Annotated in this window: 1 protein-coding gene; it reads left to right on the forward strand. The window is 53.9% G+C overall.

The genetic code is table 11. The features are described from left to right. The coding region (locus KDK17_RS16230; protein ID WP_257288533.1) for a DUF927 domain-containing protein at positions 1-1,422 on the forward strand (1,422 nt) is incomplete at both ends.

Below are 1,422 nucleotides of genomic sequence, written 5' to 3' on the forward strand. Positions count from 1 at the left end.
AGTTTATGCAGTGGGCCATGACGCCTGAGAATCAGCCCGATGTCGCTGAACCGCTATGGTTTGCCATGCTGTCCAACGGTGCCCGTTTCGATGCCGATGAGAAACTGCACGAAGGCAGCCAGCAGCATGGCAAGTACAGTTATGCTGAATGCCAGCAGAAGATTGACCATGTTCGTAGAAATTCTCCCGTCGGATGTAATGTGATTCAGCGGGAAGGTTTTGAACACTGCCCACCCGGAGGCTGTAAGCGACCTAATGGCGATACGGTTAAAAGCCCGGCGGGTTTATCTTCCTGGTTGAACAAGCGTTTACCCGTCCCGCCCATTGAAGCTTATGAGGATCAGACCATAGCCACGTCTGAAAAGCCGTCATCCATTCCCGCACCGGGGGAAGAAGACGAACAAGCACCTTCCCCCTGGCAGAAAGATATTCCACTGTATGAGTGCACCGGCCAGCCATGGCCCTACGTCGATGGCGGCTGGGATGTCAGCAACGACGGTTTGAGATTGCCCGCTCGCCCGATCAAGAATAATAAAGGCGAGATCGTGGGCATGAGCGACGGGGATCTGATCGCCCTGCGCCCGATCTGGGTCCACGCCATTACCAAGGATTCTTTTAACAGCCGGGGTGCAGTGATCAAGTTTTTTGATTACGACTGGCAGCTGGAAACGGCCTTCATTCCCCTGAAGATTCTCAGTGAATCCGGTGGCAAGTTCGGGATGCTCATTCGTGAACAGGGAATGCCCATGGTGGCCGGTAAGGAAAAATGGGTGTGTCGTTATCTGGATGACTCAGCGGTTAACTGTTCAAAACGAGCACTGACCGCTAATAAGCTGGGCTGGTTCGATGCGCAAAAGAAGCCGGTGTTTGTTCTGCCCAAGTCGATCATTGGTGGTAATGAAATAGATTCGGTGTTTTTCCAGACCAACCATATGCAGGACACCAGTTGTCTGTCGGTAGGCGGCACTCTTCAGGATTGGCAGAAGCGAGTGGCTGATCCGTGCAAGGGCAATCCCTTGTTAATGTTTGCGGCGATGTCCGCTCTGGCTGGGCCTTTGCTCAAACTCTGCCGGGGGGAATCGGCGGGATTCCATTTTTATGGTGCAACTTCGGGCGGTAAGACGACCTTGCTACAAGTAGCCGCCAGTGTCTGGGGCGATGGCACCGACCCGCAGGAAGGCGCAGACCATACCTCTATTCGTAAATGGCACTCCACTGGCAACGCTCTGGAAGCCACGGCCCAGATGCACAACGACATGACCTTGTGTCTGGATGAAGTGGGCCAAGTCGAACCCGGCGATCTTGGCAACATCATTTATATGCTGTCCGGTGGTCAACCCAAGGGGCGAAGTCAGATCGAGGGCGGTCTTAAGAAGCAAGTGACCTGGCGTCTTTTGTTTTTGAGTAACGGTGAGCTGACCG

The organism is Endozoicomonas sp. SESOKO2 (genome assembly GCF_024606245.1).
Classification (GTDB): domain Bacteria; phylum Pseudomonadota; class Gammaproteobacteria; order Pseudomonadales; family Endozoicomonadaceae; genus Endozoicomonas_A.